This is a genomic window from Cognatilysobacter terrigena (genome assembly GCF_004361065.1).
Classification (GTDB): domain Bacteria; phylum Pseudomonadota; class Gammaproteobacteria; order Xanthomonadales; family Xanthomonadaceae; genus Cognatilysobacter; species Cognatilysobacter terrigena.
Window position 1 is genome coordinate 163,538 of sequence record NZ_SELT01000002.1, and the last position, 18,736, is coordinate 182,273.

15 protein-coding genes and 1 riboswitch are annotated in these 18,736 nt (G+C 68.4%); of the genes, 10 read left to right on the top strand and 5 right to left on the bottom strand.

Annotation, left to right across the window (positions count from 1 at the left end):
• Nucleotides 1-4 precede the first annotated feature (4 nt).
• Complete coding sequence (locus EVS83_RS02605; protein WP_166636770.1) at nucleotides 5-775, bottom strand: MerR family transcriptional regulator; 771 nt, start codon at nucleotides 773-775, stop codon at nucleotides 5-7.
• Nucleotides 776-844: 69 nt separating this feature from the next.
• Nucleotides 845-2,677 (bottom strand): glutamine--fructose-6-phosphate transaminase (isomerizing), encoded by a 1,833-nt coding sequence (gene glmS, locus EVS83_RS02610; protein ID WP_133499301.1) that lies wholly within the window; start codon nucleotides 2,675-2,677, stop codon nucleotides 845-847.
• A gap of 172 nt (nucleotides 2,678-2,849) precedes the next feature.
• Between glmS and EVS83_RS02615 the strand changes: the two genes are divergently transcribed.
• The 7 genes from EVS83_RS02615 (at nucleotide 2,850) to EVS83_RS02645 (ending at nucleotide 10,658) form a co-directional block, all read left to right on the top strand.
• The gene (locus EVS83_RS02615) at nucleotides 2,850-4,124 is read left to right on the top strand and encodes an efflux RND transporter periplasmic adaptor subunit (RefSeq protein WP_133499303.1); all 1,275 of its coding nucleotides are present in this window, start codon (nucleotides 2,850-2,852) and stop codon (nucleotides 4,122-4,124) included.
• A gap of 36 nt (nucleotides 4,125-4,160) precedes the next feature.
• The gene (locus tag EVS83_RS02620) at nucleotides 4,161-4,880 is read left to right on the top strand and encodes an ABC transporter ATP-binding protein (RefSeq protein WP_133499305.1); all 720 of its coding nucleotides are present in this window, start codon (nucleotides 4,161-4,163) and stop codon (nucleotides 4,878-4,880) included.
• A 10-nt stretch (nucleotides 4,881-4,890) separates the two neighbouring features.
• On the top strand, nucleotides 4,891-6,201 hold the full coding sequence (locus EVS83_RS02625; protein ID WP_133499307.1) for an ABC transporter permease: 1,311 nt from the start codon (nucleotides 4,891-4,893) through the stop codon (nucleotides 6,199-6,201).
• A 12-nt stretch (nucleotides 6,202-6,213) separates the two neighbouring features.
• Complete coding sequence (locus tag EVS83_RS02630; protein WP_133499309.1) at nucleotides 6,214-7,437, top strand: ABC transporter permease; 1,224 nt, start codon at nucleotides 6,214-6,216, stop codon at nucleotides 7,435-7,437.
• Between the two features lie 82 nt (nucleotides 7,438-7,519).
• On the top strand, nucleotides 7,520-8,854 hold the full coding sequence (locus EVS83_RS02635; protein WP_133499311.1) for a sigma-54-dependent transcriptional regulator: 1,335 nt from the start codon (nucleotides 7,520-7,522) through the stop codon (nucleotides 8,852-8,854).
• Nucleotides 8,855-8,885: 31 nt separating this feature from the next.
• Entirely contained in the window at nucleotides 8,886-10,199 is a 1,314-nt protein-coding gene (locus EVS83_RS02640; protein WP_133499313.1) for a sensor histidine kinase, read from the top strand.
• Between the two features lie 90 nt (nucleotides 10,200-10,289).
• The gene (locus EVS83_RS02645) at nucleotides 10,290-10,658 is read left to right on the top strand and encodes a hypothetical protein (protein ID WP_133499315.1); all 369 of its coding nucleotides are present in this window, start codon (nucleotides 10,290-10,292) and stop codon (nucleotides 10,656-10,658) included.
• Between the two features lie 6 nt (nucleotides 10,659-10,664).
• Here EVS83_RS02645 and cfa read toward each other — a convergent pair whose 3' ends face one another.
• Nucleotides 10,665-11,813: a cyclopropane fatty acyl phospholipid synthase gene (cfa, locus tag EVS83_RS02650; RefSeq protein WP_425456055.1), complete on the bottom strand. Its 1,149-nt coding sequence runs from the start codon at nucleotides 11,811-11,813 to the stop codon at nucleotides 10,665-10,667.
• A 207-nt stretch (nucleotides 11,814-12,020) separates the two neighbouring features.
• Complete coding sequence (glmU, locus tag EVS83_RS02655) at nucleotides 12,021-13,391, bottom strand: bifunctional UDP-N-acetylglucosamine diphosphorylase/glucosamine-1-phosphate N-acetyltransferase GlmU (RefSeq protein ID WP_133499317.1); 1,371 nt, start codon at nucleotides 13,389-13,391, stop codon at nucleotides 12,021-12,023.
• A gap of 95 nt (nucleotides 13,392-13,486) precedes the next feature.
• Here glmU and EVS83_RS02660 point away from each other — a divergent pair, with 95 nt between their 5' ends.
• The 3 genes from EVS83_RS02660 (at nucleotide 13,487) to EVS83_RS02670 (ending at nucleotide 16,486) form a co-directional block, all read left to right on the top strand.
• Nucleotides 13,487-15,496, top strand: coding sequence for a hypothetical protein (locus EVS83_RS02660; RefSeq protein WP_133499319.1), 2,010 nt, complete (start codon nucleotides 13,487-13,489; stop codon nucleotides 15,494-15,496).
• Nucleotides 15,493-15,876, top strand: coding sequence for a GtrA family protein (locus tag EVS83_RS02665; RefSeq protein WP_133499321.1), 384 nt, complete (start codon nucleotides 15,493-15,495; stop codon nucleotides 15,874-15,876). Before EVS83_RS02660 ends, EVS83_RS02665 begins: the two co-directional genes overlap by 4 nt.
• 112 nt (nucleotides 15,877-15,988) lie before the next feature.
• The gene (locus EVS83_RS02670) at nucleotides 15,989-16,486 is read left to right on the top strand and encodes a hypothetical protein (RefSeq protein WP_133499323.1); all 498 of its coding nucleotides are present in this window, start codon (nucleotides 15,989-15,991) and stop codon (nucleotides 16,484-16,486) included.
• A gap of 39 nt (nucleotides 16,487-16,525) precedes the next feature.
• On the opposite strand, the gene btuB is transcribed toward EVS83_RS02670, so the two are convergent.
• Complete coding sequence (gene btuB / locus EVS83_RS02675; RefSeq protein WP_133499325.1) at nucleotides 16,526-18,382, bottom strand: TonB-dependent vitamin B12 receptor; 1,857 nt, start codon at nucleotides 18,380-18,382, stop codon at nucleotides 16,526-16,528.
• 123 nt (nucleotides 18,383-18,505) lie between these two features.
• Nucleotides 18,506-18,725, bottom strand: a riboswitch (cobalamin riboswitch).
• Nucleotides 18,726-18,736: the final 11 nt, after the last annotated feature.

The following is an 18,736-nucleotide window of genomic DNA, read 5'->3' on the forward strand; positions in this document are numbered from 1 at the left end:
GATATCAGCTCAGGCGACTGCGTGCGTACCCACGCATCGCACTCGCCAGCCACTCGGCAAAACCCGGGCGGATCGCGTCGTAACGCGCGACGAAATCCGGGTGACCGGTGTACATGTCGGCCAGGCCCGCATATGCGGCGGCATCGGGCGCACGCGGCCAGCTGCGGCCCACCCAGTCGCGATGGCGTGCGATCAGCGTTTCGACACGCGGCGAATCAACGGCATCGCCCGCGGCCATCGCATCCGCAAGCCCGCTTTCGATCTCGCGCAGATCGGCAAGGAAACCCGCCTTGTCGTCGTCGCTCCACGACGCCATCGTGCGCCGCGCGTGTTCGACGCCGCGCTCGCCATGTTCGCCATACGTCGTCTTGATCTCCGCCTCGTAGGCGGCCTGCTTCTCGGCATCGAAGCCGTCGAACAATGCCTTGTCGTTCATTGTGATGTCCTCATCCAGGGTGGCGACCGTGTGGTCGATGGTGCGGATGAGGCGATGCAGCTGCCCGAGGCGTTCCTCGAACTGCGTGCGATGCGCGAGCAGCGCTGTGCGCAGGTCGAAGGCCGGGTCGTCGAGCACCGAGGCGATCGCCGCGAGTTCGAAGCCGAGCTCGCGGAAGAACAGGATCTGCTGCAACCGCAGCAGTTCCGCCTGCCCGTACCAGCGATATCCGTTCGCGCCAACTTCCGCCGGCGCGAGCAGTCCGATCGCGTGGTAGTGGTTCAGGGTGCGGACGCTGACGCCCGACACCTTTGCAAGTTGCTTGACCGTACGACGCATCGACATCGCTCCATCCGTCGACGCCAGCATCGGGGCTGACGTCGCGTGAGGGTCAAGCCCCGCGAGCGATTACTCGACGGTCACCGACTTGGCGAGGTTGCGCGGCTTGTCGACGTCCGTGCCGCGGGCGAGCGCCGCGTGGTACGCCAGCAACTGCACCGGGATCGCGTGAACGATCGGCGACAACACGCCCACATGGCGCGGCGTGCGGATCACGTGCACCTGCTCGGATTCGCCGAAACGGCTGTCGGCGTCCGTGAACACGAACATCTCGCCGCCGCGCGCCCGCACTTCCTGGATGTTGGACTTCACCTTCTCCAGCAGCGCATCGTTCGGCGCGATGACGACGACCGGCATCGCTTCGTCGACGAGCGCCAGCGGCCCGTGCTTCAACTCGCCCGCCGGATACGCCTCGGCGTGGATGTACGAGATTTCCTTGAGCTTGAGCGCGCCTTCGAGCGCGATCGGGTAGTGCACGCCGCGGCCGAGGAACAGCGCGTGCTGCTTCGGTGCGAAGCGCTCGCTCCACGCGACGATCTGCGGCTCGAGGTTGAGCGCGTGCTGCACGCTGCCCGGCAGCTGGCGCAGGGCCTCGATGTAGGCGAGCTCCTGCGCGCCGTCGAGGCGGCCCTGCAGCTTGGCGAGCGTGCAGGTCAGGGTGAACAGTGCGACGAGCTGCGTCGTGAACGCCTTGGTCGATGCGACGCCGATCTCGGCGCCGGCGCGCGTGTAGTAGACGAGCTTGCTGGCGCGCGGAATCGCGCTCTCCGGCACGTTGCAGATCGACAGCGTCTTCTCGTGGCCGCGCGACTTCGCGTACTTGAGCGCTTCCATCGTGTCGAGCGTTTCGCCCGACTGCGAAATCGTGACGATCAAATTCTTCGGATTCGCGTAGACGTCGCGATAGCGGTATTCGCTCGCGATCTCGACGGTGCAGGGCAGGCCGGAGATCGCCTCGATCCAGTAGCGCGCGGTCAGGCCCGCGTAATAGCTGGTGCCGCAGGCGAGGATCTGCACGCCTTCGACGTCGCGCAGCACCTCACCCGCATCCTTGCCGAACAGCTCCGCGGTGAATTTGCCGTCGTCCATCAGCGCTTCGATGGTGTCGGCGACCGCGCGCGGCTGCTCGTGGATTTCCTTCTGCATGAAGTGGCGGTACGGGCCGAGTTCCAGCGACGCCAGCGACACGTCGGAGACGTGCACCTCGCGTTCGATGGGCGTGCCGCTCGCGTCGAAGATGCGCACCGACTCACGCGTGACATCGGCGGTGTCGCCCTCGTCGAGGAAGATCACGCGGCGCGTCGCCTGCACGATCGCGGAGACGTCGCTGGCGACGAAGTTCTCGCCGTCGCCGAGGCCGACCAGCAGTGGGCAGCCCATGCGCGCGGCGACCAGGTGACCCGGCTCGCGCTTGCTCACGACGGCAATCGCGTAGGCACCTTCGAGTTCGCGCACCGCGGTCTGCATCGCGGCGAGCAGGTCGAGCCCGCGCTTCTGGTGGAAATGGATGAGGTGCGCGATGACTTCGGTGTCGGTCTGCGACTCGAACACGTAGCCTTCGGCGCGCAGGCGATCGCGCTGCTGCTCGTGGTTCTCGATGATGCCGTTGTGCACCACCGCGAGCTCGCCGAACGAGATGTGCGGATGCGCGTTCGTCTCGGTGACGCCGCCATGCGTGGCCCAGCGCGTGTGGCCGATGCCGAGGCGCGCGTGGAAGTTCTCCTGTGCGGCCGCGTTCTCCATCTCGGCGACGCGACCGGTGCGGCGCACGCGGCGCACGTCGTCCCCGTCGATCACGGCGATGCCGGCGGAGTCGTAGCCGCGGTACTCGAGTCGCTTGAGGCCGTCGATCAGGACCGGAACCACATCGCGATCCGCGATCGCGCCGACGATGCCGCACATAGGGAAGCTCCTCCGAGAAGGCGCCTAGTGTAGCGGCCGGGTGTCCGTCCGGCGGACGCGGGCGGTGTCCGCGGACGGCGTCCGTTTGGGTTTCGCCCTTGCGGATCAAGGAGTTGCGGTTGGCACGATGCGTGCTTAAAGCCGCTTCAGAACCTCAGCATCCCATCCGCCCATGGCCATCCGCGATACCTCCGCACAGGACGTGCAGGTTTCCACCACCGAACCCGGCCGCGGCCGGCGCCGCCTGCTCCTCGTCGGGGGTGCCGCCGCGGTCGCGCTCGTGCTCGCCTTCGGCGTCGCCGCGCGCTTCACCGGCTCGCGCTCGGTCGACGTGCAGCGCCTGCGCATCGCCGAGGTCACCCGCGGCACGCTGGTGCGCGACGCGCAGGTCAACGGCCGTGTGGTCGCCGCGGTGAGCCCGACGCTGTACGCGCCGGTGGCCTCGACGGTCGTGTTCGAGAAGCACGCCGGCGACAAGGTCGCCAAGGGTGACGTCATTGCACGGCTGGTCTCGCCCGAACTGCAGAGCGAACTCGCGCGTGAGCAGTCCACGCTGCAGCAGCTCGAAGCGCAGACCGGCACGGCGCGCATCACCGCGTCGCGCTCGCGCCTGGATGCACGCAAGGAAGCGGACGAGGCGCAGATCGGCCTGCTCGCCGCGCAGCGCGACCTCCAGCGCATCGAGCATGCGTTCCGAGGCGGTGCGCTCGCCGAGATCGACTACCTGCGCGCGCAGGACGCGCTCAAGACGGCGCAGATCCGCTCGCAGAACGCGATCAAGGCGGCACAGCTGACGGGCACGAGCGCCGGTTACAGCGTGCAGACCAGCGCGCAGGAAGCGCAGCGCCAGCGCCTCGTCGTCGCCGAAGCGCAGCGCCGGGTCGACGAACTCAACGTGCGCTCGCCCATCGACGGCGTGATCGGCACGACGCTGGTCGCCGACCGCGCCGTGGTGCCGGCGAATGCCGCGCTGCTCACCGTCGTCGACCTCTCCAAGCTCGAAGTCGAGCTGGAAGTGCCCGAGACGTACGCCGAAGACCTCGGCCTCGGCATGACCGCGCAGGTGCAGGTCGGTGCGACGACCGCGGACGCGACGATCTCGTCGATCTCCCCGGAAGTCGTGAATCGTCAGGTGCTGGCGCGCGTGCGCTTCGCCGGCGGCAAGCAGCCGCCGGGCCTGCGCCAGAACCAGCGCGTCACCGCGCGCGTGCTGATCGAGGAGCGCCCGAACGTGCTGATGGTCGAGCGCGGCCCGTTCGTCGACAACGGCGGCGGCCGCTACGCCTACTTCGTCGACGGCGGTAGCGCGACCAAGCGCCCGATCCGCGTCGGCGCCACCAGCATCTCCGCCGTCGAACTGCTCGATGGCGCCAAGCCGGGCGATCGCATCGTCGTTGCCGGCAGCGACCTCTTCGGCGACGCCGAAAAAGTCTCCCTCTCCCAGTAATCACCTCTCCAGAACACGCAGCCCGAGGACGTCCCCATGCTTCGCATGTCGCAGCTCAGTAAGGTCTACCGCACCCACATGATCGAGACGCATGCGCTGCGCGGTCTCGACATCCACGTCCGCGAAGGCGAGTTCGTCGCGGTGACCGGGCCGTCGGGTTCGGGCAAGACGACGTTCCTCAACATCGCCGGGCTGCTCGAGGATTTCACCGGCGGCGAGTACAAGCTCGACGGCGTCGACACGCGGGGTCTCAACGACGGCCAGCGCAGCAAGCTGCGCAACGAGAAGATCGGCTTCATCTTCCAGGGCTTCAACCTGATCCCCGATCTCAACCTGTTCGACAACGTCGACGTGCCGTTGCGTTATCGCGGCCTCGGCTCGGCCGAGCGCAAGAAGCGCATCGAGGACGCCCTCGGACAGGTCGGCCTGTCGTCGCGCATGAAGCATTTCCCGGCGGAGCTTTCGGGCGGCCAGCAGCAGCGCGTCGCGATCGCCCGCGCGCTCGCCGGCAGCCCGCGCCTCCTGCTCGCCGACGAACCGACCGGCAACCTCGACTCGCAGATGGCGCGCGGCGTCATGGACCTGCTCGAGGACATCAACGCCAAGGGCACGACGATCGTGATGGTCACGCACGACCCGGAGCTCGCCGCGCGTGCGCAGCGCAACATCCACATCATGGACGGCCTGGTCACCGACATCACCGCCGCCAGCGCGCTGCACGCGGTGACGCATCCGTCCGCGCCGGCATCGGTCTGAGGTCACCGCCATGTTCACCTACTACCTGAAACTCGGCGTCCGCAACCTGCGGCGCAATCCCGTGCTCACCGCGCTGATGGTGTTGACGCTCGCCGTCGGCGTCGCCGCAAGCATGTCCTCGCTCACGCTGCTGTATGCGATGAGCGGCGATCCGATTCCGCAGAAGTCCACTCGCCTCGTCGTGCCGCTGCTCGACAACGCACCGCTCCAGCAGCCGAACCCCAGCAAGGACCCGCCGGACCAGCTGACCTATCGCGACGCGATGGCGCTGCGCGCATCCGGCAAGAGCGCTCACGCGACCGCCGTGCTTGGCATCAGCGGCGCGGTGAGCGGCAACAAGCCCGACGCGCGCCCGGAACTCGTCGACGGCGTAGCCGTGAACAACGACTTCTTCTCGATGTTCGACGTTCCGTTCGCGCAGGGCGGCGCCTGGAGCGCGGCCGACGACAGCCGCGGCGGCAACGTCGCGGTGATCTCGAAGAAGCTCGCGGACAAGGTGTTCGGCGACGCCAACCCGGTGGGCCGCACGCTGCGCTTCGAGAACCACGACTACCGCATCACCGGCGTCGTTGGGCAATGGGAGCCGCTGCCGAAGTTCTATCGGCTGGTCGGCGGCAACACGCTCGCGTTTGAAGAAGTTTTCATCCCGTTCAATAACGCCATCGCCAACGAGATGGACCCGAACGGCAGCGTCAACTGCAACACGAATGGCGAGATCAAGCCGGGCTACCAGGGCCTGATGGATTCGGAATGCGTATGGGTGCAGTTCTGGGCCGAACTCGCGAGCCCGGGCGACCGCGCCGCCTACGCGCAATACCTCGACGACTACGTCCGCGAGCAGAAGAAGCTCGGCCGCTTCGAGCGCCCCCTCAACAACCGCACCTACAACGTCATGGAATGGCTGGACCAGCAGGAAGTCGTCAGCGACGACAGCCGCCTGCAGACCTGGCTCGCCTTCGGCTTCCTGCTCGTCTGCCTGGTCAACGTCATCGGCCTGCTGCTCGCCAAGTTCACCGCACGCAGCGGCGAGATCGGCGTACGTCGTGCGCTCGGCGCGCCGCGCATCGAGGTGTTCAAGCAGTACCTCACCGAGTCCGGCGTGATCGGCGTGGTCGGCGGTGCGCTCGGCGTCGCGTTGACGTTCGGCATCCTCGCGCTGATGGCGCACCAGTCCGACCAGATCAAGGCGCTCGCGCACATGGACTGGGTGATGCTCGGCACCGCGATCGGCCTGTCCATCCTCGCCAGCCTGCTCGCCGGCCTGCTGCCCACCTGGCGCGCGTGCCAGGTGCGCCCGGCCGTCCAGCTCAAGTCGCAGTAAGCGGAGAACGTCATGGAAATCCGTCCCATCCTGTCCGCGCTCCTGCGCAGCAAGACCGGCGCCGTGCTTATCGCCGCACAGATCGCACTGACGCTCGCGATCATCGCGAACGCGCTCTACATCGTGAACGATCGCGTCGCCCGCTCGATTCGACCGAGCGGCATCGACGAGGCAAACAGCTTCTTCATCACGTTCGCCGGCATTGGTGACATGGCCGACAAGGAAGCGATGCAGAAGCGCGACGTCGAGGTACTGAAGGCGATCCCCGGCGTCGTCGACGCCGCGTGGGTCAACCAGTACCCGATGACGCAGAACGGCTGGGGCCTCGGCCTCACCACGACGCCGCAGGACCCCTCGTCGGGCGTCAACGGCGCCGCGTACTTCTCGCCGGATTCCATGGTCAAGACGCTCGGGCTCAAGATCGTCGAAGGCCGGGACTTCACTGCGGACGACGTGCGCACCGTCGATCCCGACACCGGGCAGCTCGGCGCCGACAGCGTGCTCGTCACCAAGGCGATGGCGAAGAAGCTGTGGCCGGACGCGACGTCGTACGTCGGTCGCCCGGTGTCGCTCGGCAGTGGCACGGACAGCGTGCCCATGCGGGTGGTCGGCGTGATCGACACGCTGATGACGCCGTTCGCGCAGCGCAGCGACAACGCCTACAGCAGCTTCGTGCTGCCGGTGCGCTACATCGCCAGCGAGGGCTCCTACGCCGTGCACACGGCGCCAGGCCAGCGCGACCGCGTGATGCGCGCCGCCGAAGATGCGCTCGTCAAGCTGCGCAACGACCGCGTGCTGACGTCCAACCGCTCCGCCGATGACACGCGTGCGCGCCGCTACCAGGGCGAGCGCTCGATCGCCGGCATGCTGATCGCGGTGACGGTCGGCCTGCTGCTCGTGACGGGCAGCGGCATCGTCGGCCTCGCCAGCCTGTGGGTGACGCAGCGTCGCAAGCAGATCGGCGTGCGCCGTGCGCTGGGCGCGACGAAGGTCGACATCCTTCGCTACTTCCTCGTCGAGAACGCGATGATCAGCACGATCGGCATCGTCATCGGCATCGCGCTCGCGCTTGCGCTCAACCAGGTGCTGGTCAGCACGATGGAGCTGCCGCGCCTGCCGCTGGCCTACCTCGGCTACGGCATGCTGACGCTGTGGGGCTTGGGCATACTGGCGGTGTACGGGCCGGCGTCGCGCGCGGCCGCGGTCCCGCCGGCGATCGCCACGCGCAGCGCCTGATGTCCCCAGGGGAAGCCATGTCCGACACCCACCGCCGCGCACGTCAACCGATGTGCGCGGCCATCGACGAAACGGTGGCCTGATGGCGCGCGTGCTCGTCATCGACGACAACCCCGCGGTCGCCACCGCGCTCGACGTGCTGTTCTCGCTGCACGACATCGAGACGCTGCGCGCCGAGTCGCCGGATGCCGGCCTCGCGGTGCTCGATCGCGAAGCGGTCGACATGGTCGTGCAGGACATGAACTTCCACGCCGACACCACGTCGGGCGAGGAGGGCCGCGCGCTGTTCGCCGAGATCCGCGCGCGCCATCCGGACCTGCCGGTGATCCTGCTGACCGCATGGACGCATCTCGACGCGGCCGTCGACCTCGTGCGCGCCGGCGCGGCGGATTACCTCGGCAAGCCGTGGGATGACCGTCGCCTGATGGCATCGGTCAACAACCTGCTCGAGCTGTCGCAGGCGCGGCAGGAGATCGGGCGTCGTCTCTCGTCCGAGCGGCGGCGTCGCGAGGCACTGACCCGTGAGTTCGACCTGCGCGACGTCGTGTTCGCCGATGCGGCGACCGAGGCGGCGCTCTCGCTCGCGGGTCAGGTCGCGCGCTCGGAATTGCCCGTGCTGATCACCGGGCCAAATGGCGCCGGCAAGGAGAAGTTCGCCGAGATCGTGCACGCGAACTCGGCGGTGAAGAACGGTCCGTTCGTCGCGCTCAACTGCGGCGCACTGCCGGGTGAACTGATCGAAGCCGAACTGTTCGGTGCGGAAGCGGGCGCCTACACCGGTGCGAACCGCGCACGCGAAGGCAAGTTCGAAGCCGCGGATGGCGGCACCCTGTTCCTCGACGAGATCGGCACGCTGCCGCCGGCGGGGCAGGTCAAGCTGCTGCGCGTGCTGGAAACGGGGCGCTTCGAGCGCCTCGGCGGCAACCGGGAACGCACGGTCAAGGTCCGTGTCGTCAGTGCGACGAACGCCGACCTGCCCGCGATGATCGCGGCCGGACAGTTCCGCCAGGATCTGTTCTATCGCCTCAACGCCGTCGAAGTGCGCGTGCCGGCGCTCGCCGAGCGGCCCGACGACATCCTTCCGCTCGCCCGTCATTTCCTCCCGCGTGGCAAGCGGCTTGCGGTCGACGCCGAACGTGCGCTGCTCGCGCATGCATGGCCCGGCAACGTGCGCGAACTGCGCAACGTCGTGCAGCGCGCGGCGTTGCTCTCGCGTTCGGATGCGATCGAAGCGCGCGATCTCGGGTTGCCGGCAGCAGCGATCGTGCCAGCCTCCGCCGATGAACCGGATCGATCGAGCATCGAAGCCGCGCTTACGCGGCACGCGGGCGTCGTTGCGCAGGCCGCGGCCGACCTGGGGCTGAGCCGCCAGGCGCTGTATCGCCGCATGGAGCGGCTGGGCATCGGGCGCCCATGAACGGGTGCGCCGCCATTGCGGATGGGATGTCATGCGCGCGTTGCGTCGGCTGCCGCTGACGATCACGTTCTCGCTGGTCGCAGCGCTGCACGCGCTGTTCGCGGCGTCGCTCGCGCTGCTGCTGGATCGCTTCGTGCTCCACCAGGCGGCCACCTCGATCGCGCTCGCCGTCGTGCTCGACCTGCCGCTGCTCGTCTACCACGTGCGTCGCCTGCTCGCGCCGATGCACTCGCTGTTCCGCGCGCTCGCCGGCACGGTCGCGAGCTATCGCGATGGCGATTTCAGTTTCGGCATCCAGTGGGACGGCGACGACGAACTGCGCGAACTGGTCGACAGCCACAACGCGCTCGGCGACGTGCTGCGTGAGCAACGCGTCGCGCTCGTGCAGCGCGAGCTGCTGCTCGACACCATGGTGCAGAACACGCCGGTGTCGATGGTGCTGGTCGGGCCGTCCGGCCACGTCGTCCATGCGAACCTCGCTGCGCGCCGCATGTTGGGCGACGGCAAACGTCTCGAAGGCCGGATGTTCGGCGACCTGCTGATCGATGCGCCGGAAGCGCTGCGCGATGCCTTCGATCGCGGTGGCGATGCGATGTTCACCGTCGGCGATGACGACGACGAGGATGTCTACCACCTCTCGCGTAGGCACTTCCGCCTCAACGGACGTCGACATGAGCTCGTGCTGCTGCGCCAGCTCACCGCCGAACTGCGTCGCCAGGAAGTGCAGACGTGGAAGAAGGTCATCCGCGTGATCTCGCACGAGCTCAACAACTCGCTGGCGCCGATCGCATCGCTTGCGCATTCGGGTGCGGAACTGGTGCGTCGCGGCCAGTACGATCGGTTGCCGACGGCGCTGTCGACCATCGAGGAGCGCGCGCGCCACCTCGAAGGCTTCATTCGCGACTACGCGCGTTTCGCGAAGCTGCCGGCGCCACGTGCGGAGCCCGTCGAGTGGTCGCGCTTCCTCGCGCAGCTGCACGCGCAGGTGCCGTTCAAGGGCGAGACCGATGTCGAGGGCGTGGTGCGCATCGACCTCGCGCAAATGGAGCAGGCACTGCTGAACCTGCTGAAGAACGCGCACGAATCCGGGTCGTCGCATGAGGATGTCGAGCTGGTGCTGCGCAGGCTGCCCGACGCCTGGCGCATCGACGTTCTCGACCGCGGGCAGGGCATGAACGAAGCCGTGCTCGCGAACGCCTTGCTGCCGTTCTATTCGACCAAGCGCAACGGCACCGGCTTGGGCTTGGCGCTGGTGCGCGAAATCGCGGAAGCGCACGGCGGGCGCGTATCGCTCGCCAACCGCAACGGTGGCGGGCTCTGCGTGTCGATGACACTGCCTGCTTAACGCTACACATTCGTGAACGGGCCGTCGTGACATCGCGCTGACGCTTGGTCCGGAGGATCGCGTGGCAGCGGCAAAGGGGCGACACGCAAGATGAGCGTCACCGGGGGCACGGATGGACAGCGCACGCTGACACGCAGCGAGCTCGAGCTGGAGCTGGGCAAGCTCGCGCTCGTGCTGGGCCGCCTGCAGCCGCGTCGCAACCCGTCCACCGGTGGCATGCCGACGTGGCCGTCCCCCGTGATCGACGGTTTCCTCGATGCCTGCGTGCGTGTGCTCGCGCAGACGCGAAGCGCGCACCGCGGCTGGGTGACCGAGCGACTCTGCCATCTGGCGGCGTCCGCGCAGCTCGGCATCATCGGCCTTCACGAATGGCTGGCCGACAACTCGCGTGCGGGTGTCACGTCGGATCGCCTGCGCGTGCGCCCGGGTTCGCGTGCATCGTCCTCCGATGCGCCGTAGTCGCGTTCAGCGCACTTCGCGATAGCCGCCGGGCACGCCGTTCGGCGAGAACACGAACTGCCACAGCTGCGCCTGCCGCGTCCGGAAGGTCGCCATGCTCGCGGCGAGATAGAAGCGCCACATGCGGCGGAAGCGTTCGTCGTAGCGCGACGGCCATGCACGCTCGATGTTCGCGCGCCAGGCCTGCAGGGTGCGGTCGTAGTCCGGCCCGAAACCGTGCCAGTCCTCGAGCACGAACAGCCTTTCGGACGCACGCATGATCTGCGCCGCAGACGGCAGCATCGAGTTGGGGAAGATGTAACGGTCGATCCAGGGGTCGGTCGTGCGCACCGATACGTTCGAGCCGATCGTGTGCAGCAGCGTCAGGCCATCGGGCATGAGGCAACGGCGCACGGCCTCGAAGTAGCTGCGATAGTTGCGCTCGCCGACGTGTTCGAACATGCCGATCGAGAACACGCGATCGAACCGGCCTTCGAGTTCCCGATAGTCCTGTAGACGGATATCGATCGGAAGACCGCGGCACAGGTCACGCGCGAACTCCGCCTGCTCCGCGGAAATGGTGACGCCGACGCCACGGATGCCGTAGCGCTCGGCCATGAACTTCAGCGCTTCGCCCCAGCCGCAACCGATGTCGAGCATCGTCATCCCGGGCTGTAATTGCAGCTTGCGCGCGATGAGGTCCAGCTTCGCCTCCTGGGCGTCGTCCAGCGTGGCGGCATGCGCCCAGTACGCGCAGCTGTAGACCATGCGACTGCCGAGCATGGCGCGGAACAGGTCGTTGCCGAGGTCGTAGTGGACGCGACCGACGCGCCGCGCGCGTCGGGTGGACTGCACGTTGGTCAACGCGGCGCGCACGCCGGCCCAGATCGCCGTCATGCCGCGCACGCGCTCGTCGAGATGCGCATCGAGCAAACGCGTCAGCAGGCCGTCGAGGTCGTCGGTGCCCCACACGCCGTCCATGTAGGACTCGCCGAGCCCCAGCGATCCGTCACGTAGAACGCGGGCCGCGAAGCCCGGCGCGCGAACACGGATGTCCGTCGGCTTCGGGCCGTCGAACTCGACATCCGCGAACGCGAGCAGTTCGGCGAGGCGACGATCGAGGTAGCCCGAGCGCTGCACGCGGGCGGGGGCATCGCGGATGATCGGGGATTCGATGGACACGGCGTGTCCCTGTCCTGACCTGGAATGCGCGCGGTGAGTCGTAGTGCGCGCGGGAGTGCTTGTGTTGCGAGCGCCTGTCGGTACGGCCGAGCGCGGTCAGGTTGCGCGGCGCCGCGTCAGCATTTTGCGATGGTGGTGTAGAGGACGCGGGCGCGCGCACGCGCGCCGGTCGAGGCCGCTAAGCGCGCCTGACCGCGACGCTCAGCGGGGCGTCTTCTTCGGGCGATGCCAGCCTTCGAGCGTGGTCTGGCGCGCGCGGCCGACGGTTAGTTCGCCCGCCGGCGCATCGCGCGTGATCACCGAACCCGCACCGATCGTCGCACCGGCGCCGATCGTCACCGGCGCCACCAGTGAGCTGTTCGAGCCGATGAAGGCCTCGTCCTCGATCGTGGTGCGGTGCTTGTTCGCGCCGTCGTAGTTGCAGGTGATGGTGCCGGCGCCGACGTTGACGCGGCTGCCGATGACCGAGTCGCCGAGATAGGCGAGGTGGTTCGCCTTGCTCGACACGCCCATCGTCGTCGCCTTCGTCTCGACGAAATTGCCGATGTGCACGCCGTCGGCGAGCACGGTGCCCGGGCGCAGGCGCGCAAACGGACCGATCTGTGCGGCGCCTTCGACGACGACCCCCTCGAGGTCGCAATGCGCGCGCACTTCCGTGCCCGGGCCGAGCTTGACGTCCTTCAGCCGGCAGAAGGGGCCGATGCGCACGCCGTCGCCGAGCTCGACATCGCCTTCGAGGATGACGTCGACATCGATCGCCACATCCATGCCGACGCGCACCGTGCCGCGCTGGTCGAAACGGACGGGGTCCGCAAGCGTCGCGCCCGCGGCGCACAGCGCATGCGCGCAGCGACGCTGCAGCGCGCGCTCGAGCTGCGCGAGCTGCCAACGATCGTTCGCGCCTTCCACCTCGATGGGATCGTCGACCAGCACGAGTTCCGCCGGGCTGAATTCGTCCGCCGCGGCGGCGAACACGTCGGTGAGGTAGTACTCGCGCTGCGCGTTGTCGTTGGACAGATGCGCCAGCCAGCGACGCAGCGGTTCGGCGTCGGCGACGAGGATGCCGGTGTTGATCGTGGTGATCTCGCGCTCGTCGTCGGTCGCGTCCTTCTGCTCGACGATGCGCGCGACCTTGCCGGCCGCGTCGCGGATCACGCGGCCGTAGCCGTTCGGGTCGTCGAGTTCCGCGGCGAGCATCGCCATCCGGCCCTCGGCCTCGAGCAGCTTCTGCAGCGTGTGCGTGCGGATCAGCGGCACGTCGCCGTAGAGCACGAGCACGCGCGCGTCCTGCTCGATTTCCGGCATGGCCTGCAGCACGGCGTGGCCGGTGCCGAGGCGTTCGGTCTGCTCGACCCAGTCGAGATCGCTCTGGCCGTCGAACGCGGCGAGCACCTGGTCGCCTCGATGGCCGTAGACGACGTGGATGCCGGCCGGCGCGAGCACGCGTGCGGTGTCGACGACGTGCTGCAGCATCGGAATGCCTGCGACCGTCTGCAGCACCTTCGGCTTGGCGGACTTCATGCGCTTGCCTTCGCCGGCGGCGAGGATGACGACGTGCAGGGGCGCGGGCATGGCAGTCACGGGCAGCGGGACGGAGTCGGGATTCTAGCGGTCGCGTCGCGGCAGGCGTGGCGTCGCCATGTGAAAGCGCGCGGCGAGCCTCTACCATGCCGCCGGTGTCCGCATCGCCCGCTCCTTCGACGCCCGGCGTCCTCGTCCAGCGACGCCTCGTCGAGGCGGGCGCGCTCGCGTGCGTGGCCGGCTTCGTCTGGCATCGGTTGTGGACCGCATTGCCGGCGGCGCGCTTCGGTGAGTCGCTGGTGCTCGCCGTGTTGTGGCTGGCGCTGGCGTGGGGTGTCGCGCGGGTCGCACGTCGCCGTCTGGTCGATGGCATCGCGCTGATCGCGATCGTCGCGCTGGCCGTGATGGCGGGGCCCTTGCCGGTGCTCGCGACAGCATTGCTCGCGGGCGCGGCGATCGCGATCGGCACCTGCTGCGTCGATGAGATGGGCGGCGCGTTCGTGATCGGTGCAGCGGTGATCGCGGGTGTCGTCGGCTGGCTGTTGCCGGTGCCCATTCACTCGACCTGGCTCTACGCGGCGATGTGCAGCGGCGTCATCCTGTTGCGTCGTCGTGCGGTGCTCGGCGCTGTACGCGGTGGTGTCGCTGCATGGCAGGCGACCGTCGACGCAGCGCCGCGCGCGTGGGCGGCTGCGGCCCTAGCCGTCGGCCTCGCGTCCGCGGGCGCATGGTTGCCGACGCTGCAGTACGACGATCTCGCCTATCACCTCGGCCTGCCGTGGCAGCTGTTCGAGCGTGGCCGCTATGCGCTGGACGCGTCGCAGCAGGTATGGGCGCTCGCGCCGTGGGCCGGCGACGTGCTGCAGGCGATCGCGCAACTGCTCGCGCGACAGGAAGCGCGCGGTGCGCTGGACGCGGCGTGGTTGCTCGCGATCGCCGTAGGTGCCTATCGATTGTCCGCATCGCTAGGTGCGAACGCGGCGATGCGCGCTCTTTCCGTCGCACTTGTGGTGACCCTGCCACCGATCGCGGCGCTCGCCGGCAGCATGCACACGGAGCTTCCGGCAACAGCAGCGCTGCTCGCACTCGCCGCGCTCGCAGTGAAGCCAAGGAACGACGCACGCGGTGTCATCGCCGTCGCGCTTATCGCCGGATTCCTCGCCGGCCTCAAGCCCATCCACCTCGTCGCTGGCCTGCCGTTGGTATTGCTCGCCGCATGGCGACACCGTGTGCAGGTGCGACCGCTGCACGTGCTGGCGGCCATCGTCGCGTTCCTGATCGTCGGTGGATCGAGCTACGCCTACGCCACGGTCACCTGCGGCAATCCGGTACTTCCGCTACTCAACGGCGTCTTCCACTCGCCGTGCTTTCCGCCCGTCGACTTCAGCGATGCGCGCTGGCAACGCGTGCCTTGGGTGCCATTGCCGTGGTCGATGACCTTCATGACGCACCGGCACCTCGAAGGGTGGGACGGCGGGGTTGGATTCGCGCTCATCACGCTGTCGGGCGCGGCGATCGCGGCGGTGATCGACCGGCGTACGCGGGCGATCGCGCTGTGCGCGCTGTTCGCCGTGATCGCCCCGATGGCCGTCATCGCCTATGCGCGTTACGTCGTGCCGGGTCTGGCGGTGCTGATTCCGACCGCCGTCGTCGCGATGGCGCGCGTGCTGCCGCCGCGCCGTGCGGTGCTGCTCGGCGTCGCGCTGTGCGTGCTCGACATCGCGTTCCAGGCGAACGCGCAGTGGATCCTGCATACCGGCGGCATCAAGCGCGCGTTGGTCGCGGGTGGACGCGATGAGCCGCTGTTGATGCGTTACGCGCCGGAACGTCTCGCCATCGAACGACTTCGCGCGGTCGCTCCGACGGCGACCGTGCTCGACCTTGGCGGCGCAACGCATGCGGAGCTGGCCGGTCGCGGTCGCACCACGCTGTGGTACGCGCCGCGGATGAATGCGGCCGCGACGTCGGCCGACGGCGATGCAACCGGCGAGGCCTGGTCACGTGTGCTGCGGGACGCCCGCATCGGCATCGTCCTGCTGCGCACGCCGGACGCCACACCTGCACGCCGCGCCGGCTTGGCCCGCGCCGGTGCCTACCCGCTCCTGACCGTCGGCCCGGTAGAGTGCTGGCGCCTTCCCGAACCCGGAACCCGATGAGCCTCAGTCGACAGAGCCGCGCCTATCTCACCATCGGCCTGATCCAGTGGCTGGTCGACTGGGCGGTGGTCGTGGCGCTGAGCCACGCGGGCATGGGAATCGAGATCGCGAACGTCATCGGCCGTATCGCCGGCGCGCTGCTCGGCTTCCGCATGAACGGGCGTTTCACGTTCGGCGACGGCGACACGACGCTGGGCGGCCCGCAGTTCACGCGCTACCTCGTCATGTGGCTGTCGACGACCGTGGTGAGTACGTGGTCGATGGGTGCGATCGACGACGTCGTCGGCCTGCATTGGGCGTGGCTCGCGAAGCCGGGCGTGGAGTTCATCCTCGGTGTCATCGGCTTCGTGCTCTCGCGGCATTGGGTCTATCGACCCTGACCCGGTCGCGCTTTCGGGTCGCGTTCACCCGACACGCGCTAATCCTGACTCCAGTTGGCCCGAGGTGGGCCGATAGCCAAGGCATGGGGCTTTTGGCGACGGAGGTCCGGGGATGGCTTCACTGCAACGGGGTGCGTCGGCCGAGCTGTGGCAGGCGCTGGTGCACGAGGCGGGTGAGCGTGCCGGTTGCGCGCTCGACGAATCGCGCGAGAGCTATCTGGTATTCGTGCTGCTGCGCCATCAGGGCGACAACCACCTGCTCGCGCGCACACAGGCGCTCGAATGGCTGCATGCGCAGTCGCTGGCAGGGCGCGCCCGCGAGGAATCACTGCGTGACGTCGGCGATCGCTGCCTGCTGATCGCCGGACTGTATCCCGCGCTCGCCGAACGACGGCGCGTTAACGTGCGCTACTTCATCGACATGGGCCGCAGCGCCTATCAGGGCGTGGCCGAAGCCGGCCGCTCGGCCTATGCGACGTTGTTCGCCCAGCTCGCCGACACCTACGGCGAGCTCGTGTGCACGTTGCGTGCGGTGCGACCGGACATCACCGGCCTGTCGATCGACTACGCGCAGCTCGCACGGCTCACGCCTGCACCCGGCCGACACTGACGCGATCGCCGGCGTTCACCGGCGACCGCGTCATTCGCGTCAAGGCGTCGGCGCGTACCGCAGGGTTACGAACAGCCCGCGACCAGGCTGGCGGTAGTACTCGACCGTCTCGTACGTGCGATCGAACACGTTCTCGATACGCGCCTGCAGGCGAAGCGCTGGTGTGAACGCGTATTCCGCGCGCAGGTCGAACGTGGCGAAGGCACCGAGACGACGCGTGTTCGCGAGGTCGTCGTATCGCGCGCCTTCGCCCGCGGCGGTGACGCCGAAGCGGAACGCACCGAACTCGCGATCGAGGTCGAGACGCGCGCTTTCGCGTGCGCGACGCGGCAGCAGCAGGCCTTCCACACCTGCGCTGCGGTTCTTCGCGTCAACCCAGCTCACGCTGCCCGACGCGATCCAGCCGGCGAGCGTCGTGTTGCCGCTCAGCTCCGCGCCGCGGAGGCGTGCGCGGCTGATGTTTTCCGGTCGGAACGACGTGGAGCTGTACGAGATCAGGTCGTCGACGTTGGTCTGGTAGACGTCGAACCGTGCGCTCGACGCCGTGCCCGTCCACGCGAGCCCTGCTTCGAACGTGCGCGAGCTTTCCGGCTGCAGGTCCGGATTGCCGAAGCCGAACGGGTAATACAGCTCGTTGAACGTCGGCGCCTTGAACGCGGTGCCGGCGCCCACGGTGAAGCGCCACTGCGACGCGAACTCGTAGCCGAGTGCGAGGTTGCCCGTCGAGTGACCACCGAACTGCTGGTTGTCGTCGTGGCGCCCGCTCGCCTGAAGGTCGAACGCGCCGAAGTCGCCTTGGTACTGCAGGAAGGCGGCACGGTCGATGCGCTGCTTGAGGATGTAGTCGGTGACGTCGCTCTGCACGACGTCACGTTGCCATTCGGCGCCCGCGCTGATCCGCTGACCTGTCGCGACCGTGAAGTCGCCCTGCAACGAAGCCGTGTCGCGGTTGGAAGCAAAGTTGCCCTGGTACTGGGTGCCGCTCGAGTAGTTGTCCGACGCGTCGCGATTGCGACCCGCCTGCAACCTCACGGACGCGTGCGCGGACGGGGTCCACGTCACGCCACCGCCAACAACCTGCTGCACGACGGTCGAGCGGTCGTAATAGCCGTCGTACTCGTTGTCGCCTTCCGCGCGGAGCGCGTTGACGTCGGCCTTCCAGCCGTCGGCGATGTCGACACCGCCGCGCAGCGACAAGGCATCGCGCGTGTAGCCGTCGCGGTCGCTTTGCGCAAACGCAGGCGTGAGGAAACACCCGCCACCAAACGAGGTGAGCGGATCGTACGTGCGACACGAATCAAATCCACGCGTCTCCTGCCGCGAATAGTCCGCGCCGAACCAGCCGCGGCCCACGCGACCGCCGTAGCCCGCGCTCGCTTCGTACGTATCGCGGCTGCCCGCGCCGATCGACATGCGCGGCGCCAATGCACCGGTATCGCGCTTGGTGAAGATCTGGATGACGCCGCCGATCGCCTCGCTGCCGTACAGGCTCGAGCGCGGACCGCGCACGATTTCGATGCGATCGATCAGTTCGACGGGAATGTCCTGGAACGCGACGAGACCCGAGGTCGCCGAGCCCATGCGCACGCCGTCGACCAGCACCAGCACGTGGTCCGACTCGCTGCCGCGCATGAAGATCGTGGTGAGCTTGCCGAGGCCGCCCTGGTTGCCGATGGAGATGCCGGCGCGGCCGCGCAGCAGGTCGGGCAGCGAACGCGCCTGGCTGCGTTCGATGTCTTCGCGATCGATGACCTCGACCGGCGCGAGCACGTCGCGCACGGCGACCGGCGCGCGGTTGGCGGTGACGACGACGGTGTCGAGCTTGGTCGCGTCGTCCGCGAACGCGGGCGTCGCCAGCGACGCGGCGATGGCGAGGGTGATGAGGCGGTACGTCATTGCGGTACTTCTCCGGCGTGCACGACCCCACGTCGTGCGGTCATAGGAAATCGCGAGGAGAAGGCGGAAGCGGGACGACGGCGCGGCAACGCGACGCAGGCCGCCGCAATGCCCTCCGCATCGCAACCAGTCGACGATCGGGCCGGTCTCCGGACTCGCGAGTGGATGCGTTCGCATCCCTCCGGGGCGCCTTCCCGTGACCTGACGTCACAGTGGCCGATGCCGCGGATCGACTCGCTTACCGTTGCGGGGGCAGTGCCGGGCTGGCGCAGTGCGCGTCACCGGCTTCCCGTTTCAACCTGCGGCGATCGACCGCCAGGTCACCCGAAAGCGGCGCGAAGTCTACGGGAAAGA

What these genes read in the sequence shown, in the direction of transcription:
- EVS83_RS02660 (WP_133499319.1), top strand. Translation starts at nt 13,487, where the DNA reads ATGCCGCCGGTGTCCGCATCGCCCGCTCCTTCGACGCCCGGCGTCCTC.
- EVS83_RS02645 (WP_133499315.1), top strand. Translation starts at nt 10,290, where the DNA reads ATGAGCGTCACCGGGGGCACGGATGGACAGCGCACGCTGACACGCAGC.
- EVS83_RS02640 (WP_133499313.1), top strand. Translation starts at nt 8,886, where the DNA reads ATGCGCGCGTTGCGTCGGCTGCCGCTGACGATCACGTTCTCGCTGGTC.
- EVS83_RS02665 (WP_133499321.1), top strand. Translation starts at nt 15,493, where the DNA reads ATGAGCCTCAGTCGACAGAGCCGCGCCTATCTCACCATCGGCCTGATC.
- btuB (WP_133499325.1), bottom strand. Translation starts at nt 18,382, where the DNA reads ATGACGTACCGCCTCATCACCCTCGCCATCGCCGCGTCGCTGGCGACG.
- glmU (WP_133499317.1), bottom strand. Translation starts at nt 13,391, where the DNA reads ATGCCCGCGCCCCTGCACGTCGTCATCCTCGCCGCCGGCGAAGGCAAG.
- EVS83_RS02615 (WP_133499303.1), top strand. Translation starts at nt 2,850, where the DNA reads ATGGCCATCCGCGATACCTCCGCACAGGACGTGCAGGTTTCCACCACC.
- glmS (WP_133499301.1), bottom strand. Translation starts at nt 2,677, where the DNA reads ATGTGCGGCATCGTCGGCGCGATCGCGGATCGCGATGTGGTTCCGGTC.
- EVS83_RS02620 (WP_133499305.1), top strand. Translation starts at nt 4,161, where the DNA reads ATGCTTCGCATGTCGCAGCTCAGTAAGGTCTACCGCACCCACATGATC.
- EVS83_RS02670 (WP_133499323.1), top strand. Translation starts at nt 15,989, where the DNA reads ATGGCTTCACTGCAACGGGGTGCGTCGGCCGAGCTGTGGCAGGCGCTG.
- EVS83_RS02625 (WP_133499307.1), top strand. Translation starts at nt 4,891, where the DNA reads ATGTTCACCTACTACCTGAAACTCGGCGTCCGCAACCTGCGGCGCAAT.
- EVS83_RS02605 (WP_166636770.1), bottom strand. Translation starts at nt 775, where the DNA reads ATGCGTCGTACGGTCAAGCAACTTGCAAAGGTGTCGGGCGTCAGCGTC.
- EVS83_RS02635 (WP_133499311.1), top strand. Translation starts at nt 7,520, where the DNA reads ATGGCGCGCGTGCTCGTCATCGACGACAACCCCGCGGTCGCCACCGCG.
- EVS83_RS02630 (WP_133499309.1), top strand. Translation starts at nt 6,214, where the DNA reads ATGGAAATCCGTCCCATCCTGTCCGCGCTCCTGCGCAGCAAGACCGGC.